We start from the raw sequence: 3,532 nt of genomic DNA, 5'->3' as shown, positions 1-3,532 counted from the left end.
GTTCCCCTCCCCCCGGGGGCCCCGTGGGGGAGCAGTGGTCGCTCGCCGACCTGGCCGCCGCCTACGCGTACCCCGACCCCCTGCCGGCGGAGGGGTGGCTGCGCGCCAACATGGTCACCTCGCTGGACGGCGCGGGCCACCACGGAGGCCGCTCACAGCCGCTGTCCTGCCCCGCCGACATGCGGATCTTCGGGGTGCTGCGTGCGCTGGCGGACGTGGTCGTGGTCGGTGCGGGCACCGTGCGGTCCGAGGAGTACCGGCCGGCGCGCCGCCGCGAGGAGTTCGCGGCGGCCCGGGCCGCCGCCGGACAGGAGCCGGTGGCGGCGATCGCGGTGGTCAGCGCCGGCCTGGACCTGGACTTCTCGCGGCCACTGTTCACCGAGCCCGTCGTGCCGACCCTGGTGGTGACGGGTGAGGCGGCGCCGCCGGAACGCCTGGCGGCGGCCCGGGCCGCCGGCGTCGGGATCGTGTTCGCGGGGGACGGCCCGACCGTGGACCCGGCGCGGGTGCGGACCGAACTGGCCGCGCTGGGGTACCGCCGCCAGCTCACCGAGGGCGGGCCGGGACTGCTGGGACGGTTCGTCACCGCCGGGGTGCTGGACGAGTTGTGCCTGACCGTCTCGCCCCGCCTGACGGCCGGTGACGCCGGGCGGATCGCCCGGGGCGGCGACGGCGTGGAGGTCCCGCGCGAGCTGGAACCGGTCTCGATCCTGGAGGAGGACGGCTTCCTCTTCACCCGGTACACCAGCCGCCCGGCCAACCGGTGACCCCCGCGCGCCCGGGCCCGGCGGCGGGCCGTCCACCGACCGCGCGCCGCCGCCCGGGGGCCGTCGCGGCCCCGACGTCGGCCGGACGGAATGCCCGATTCCCGGGCATCCGGCGGGGAACACTACCCCCATGAGTCACCCGGACCACCGCCCCGCGCCCCGGCGCCGGCCGGTGCCCCGGGCCCGCCCGCGGAAAGGTGTCGAGCCGTGATCACGACCGTCCTCATGATCGAGAAGCCGCTGGTGGCCGCGGACGTCGAACTCATCACCACCCTGCACGGCGATGAGCCGCAGTCGGTGGTGGTCCTCATGCGGCCGCGCGGGGACCGCGACCGGTTGTTGCGGGCCGTGGACGACGTGGCGCTCGGCGAGTTCGGCGAGGCGGCCCGGGAGGGCGACGAGCCCGAGGGCGAGGACGCCCGTCCGCCGGCCGAGCGGGGCCTGCTCCGCTCGCTGGACGCGCTGCGGGCGTTCGGGGCGCAGGCGGTCGGTCGGGTCGTCGAGGACCATCCCCTCGACGCGCTGGCCGCCGTGGTGACCGAGACCGGCGCCGACGAGGTGGTGGTGCTGACCGACCCGCACTACGTCGAGGAGTTCTTCCGCCGTGACTGGGCCTCGCGGGCCCGCCGCCGGGTGGGGGTACCGGTCCTCAAGCTCTTCGCGCACGGGGAGTGACCCGGAGCCGACCCCGGGGCCCCGCCCGGCCGGCGCCGGGCCCACCCGCGCACCCGCGCGCGATCTCCCGTCGGCCGGCCCCGTTGCCGTTCCGCGCCCCCGCGCGGTGCGACAATCGATGGGCACGCACGACGAGGGAGACGCACGCATGACAGCAGGTCCGGCCGGGATGGCACACCCGCACTTCATCGGCATCGGGGGCGCGGGCATGTCGGGCATCGCGAGAATCCTGGCCCAGCGCGGCGTGCGTGTCGCCGGCAGCGACGCCCGCGAGTCCCCCGGGGCGGCGGCCCTGCGCGAGCTGGGCGCGACCGTGCACATCGGCCACGCGGCCGGGCACCTGGCCGATGACGCCGACTGCGTCGTGATCTCCAGCGCCATCCGGGAGGAGAACCCCGAGCTGGCCGCCGCCCGGGAGCGCGGCCTGCCGGTGCTGCACCGGGCCGAGGCGCTGGCCCGGGTGATGGAGGGGCGCCGGGCGCTGGCCGTCGCCGGCACCCACGGCAAGACCACCACCACCTCCATGCTCGCCGTCGCCCTGCGCACCATGGGCCTGGAGCCCGGCTACGCCATCGGCGGCGACCTCGCCGGCCCCGGAACCAACGCCGAGAGCGGCGGCGGGGAGTGGTTCGTCGCCGAGGCCGACGAGAGCGACCGCAGCTTCCTGCACTACGCCCCCGACGTGGCGATCATCCTCAACGCGGAGTTGGACCACCACGCCAACTACGCCTCCATCGAGGAGATCTACGACTCCTTCCTCGCCTTCGCCGACCGGATCCGGCCCGGCGGCACCCTGGTGGTGAACGCCGACGAGCCCGGCGCCCGGGAGCTGACCGCCCGACTGCGCGCCCGTGACACCGCCCCCCGGCTGGTGACCTGCGGTGATGCGGGGGACGCCGACGTGCGGGTGCTGCGGGTGCTGCCCAAGGGCCTGGCGAGCGAGGTCACCGTCCTGCTGGACGGCTCGGAGCTGTCCTTCGCGGTGAACGTGCCCGGCCGGCACTACGCGCACAACGCCGTCGCCGCGCTCGCCGCGGGCGTGGCCGCCGGCCTGCCGGCCGCCGAACTGGCCGGGGCACTGGGCTCCTACACCGGGGTGGCGCGCCGGCTGCAGATCCGCGGCGAGGAGGCGGGCGTGCGGGTCATCGACTCCTACGCCCACCACCCCACCGAGATGACCGCCGACCTGCGGGCGCTGCGCGAGGCCGCCGAGGGCGGGCGGGTCGTGGTGGTCTACCAGCCGCACCTGTTCAGCCGCACCCGTGAACTGGGGACGGAGATGGGCCGGGCCCTCGCCCTGGCCGACCGTTCGCTCGTGCTGGACATCTACCCGGCACGGGAGGACCCGCTGCCCGGCATCACCTCCGAACTGGTCGTCGCGTCCGCCGCGTCGGCCGGCGCCGACGTCCGTCACGCCGACGCCGCCGACATCCCGGCGACCGTCGCCGACCTGGCCCGCCCCGGTGACCTGGTGGTCACCATGGGCGCGGGCGACGTCACCGACCTCGGGCCGGAGATCCTGGCCCGACTGTCGCGCACGCACTGAACCGAGACCGAGGAGCACCCCGAATCATGGGATACAAGGTCGAGAAGTCCGACGAGGAATGGCGCTCGGAGCTCACCCCGGAGGAGTACCACGTGCTCCGCGAGGCGGGTACGGAGCGGCCGTTCACCGGCGAGTACAACGAGACGAAGACCGTCGGGATCTACACCTGCCGGGGCTGCGGCACCGAACTCTTCCGCTCGGGCACCAAGTTCGAGAGCCACTGCGGGTGGCCGTCCTTCTACGACCCGGCCGACTCCGACGCCGTCGAGCTGCTGCCGGACAACTCGCTGCCGGGCCGCCCCCGCACCGAGGTCCGCTGCGCGACCTGCGGCGGTCACCTGGGGCACGTCTTCGAGGGCGAGGGCTACGACACCCCGACCGACCAGCGGTACTGCATCAACTCCATCGCCATCCGGCTGGAGCCGGTCGTGGGCTGAGCACCACGGCGCCCGGGGCGCCGATCACCGGGGCGCCGCCCCTCTTCCCGCGCCCGGGGAGACGGGCGGCGCCCCGCGTCGTGACGGGGCCGGGGAGGGGCCCGGAG

4 protein-coding genes are annotated in these 3,532 nt (G+C 75.7%); all 4 read left to right on the top strand.

Annotated elements, in window-relative coordinates:
- The first annotated feature begins 23 nt into the window (after positions 1 to 23).
- The 4 genes from FNQ90_RS16430 to msrB all read left to right on the top strand — a co-directional run bounded on the left by FNQ90_RS16430 (position 24) and on the right by msrB (position 3,425).
- Positions 24 to 767 (top strand): pyrimidine reductase family protein, encoded by a 744-nt coding sequence (locus tag FNQ90_RS16430; RefSeq protein ID WP_182607075.1) that lies wholly within the window; start codon positions 24 to 26, stop codon positions 765 to 767.
- Between the two features lie 207 nt (positions 768 to 974).
- On the top strand, positions 975 to 1,442 hold the full coding sequence (locus tag FNQ90_RS16425; RefSeq protein ID WP_182607073.1) for an indole-3-glycerol phosphate synthase: 468 nt from the start codon (positions 975 to 977) through the stop codon (positions 1,440 to 1,442).
- Positions 1,443 to 1,590: 148 nt separating this feature from the next.
- Positions 1,591 to 2,988, top strand: coding sequence for a UDP-N-acetylmuramate--L-alanine ligase (gene murC / locus FNQ90_RS16420; RefSeq protein ID WP_228471305.1), 1,398 nt, complete (start codon positions 1,591 to 1,593; stop codon positions 2,986 to 2,988).
- A gap of 26 nt (positions 2,989 to 3,014) precedes the next feature.
- Complete coding sequence (gene msrB, locus FNQ90_RS16415) at positions 3,015 to 3,425, top strand: peptide-methionine (R)-S-oxide reductase MsrB (protein WP_182607072.1); 411 nt, start codon at positions 3,015 to 3,017, stop codon at positions 3,423 to 3,425.
- Positions 3,426 to 3,532: the final 107 nt, after the last annotated feature.

Origin of the sequence: Streptomyces alkaliphilus, assembly GCF_014141535.1 — a bacterium.
GTDB classification, from domain to species: domain Bacteria; phylum Actinomycetota; class Actinomycetes; order Streptomycetales; family Streptomycetaceae; genus Streptomyces; species Streptomyces alkaliphilus.
The sequence above is the reverse complement of the archived record's forward strand: the minus strand, read 5'-3'. Positions and strand labels throughout refer to the sequence as shown.

Bases quoted from the DNA above. Each gene is read 5' to 3' on its own strand.
- murC (WP_228471305.1), top strand. From the start codon at position 1,591: ATGACAGCAGGTCCGGCCGGGATGGCACACCCGCACTTCATCGGCATC.
- msrB (WP_182607072.1), top strand. From the start codon at position 3,015: ATGGGATACAAGGTCGAGAAGTCCGACGAGGAATGGCGCTCGGAGCTC.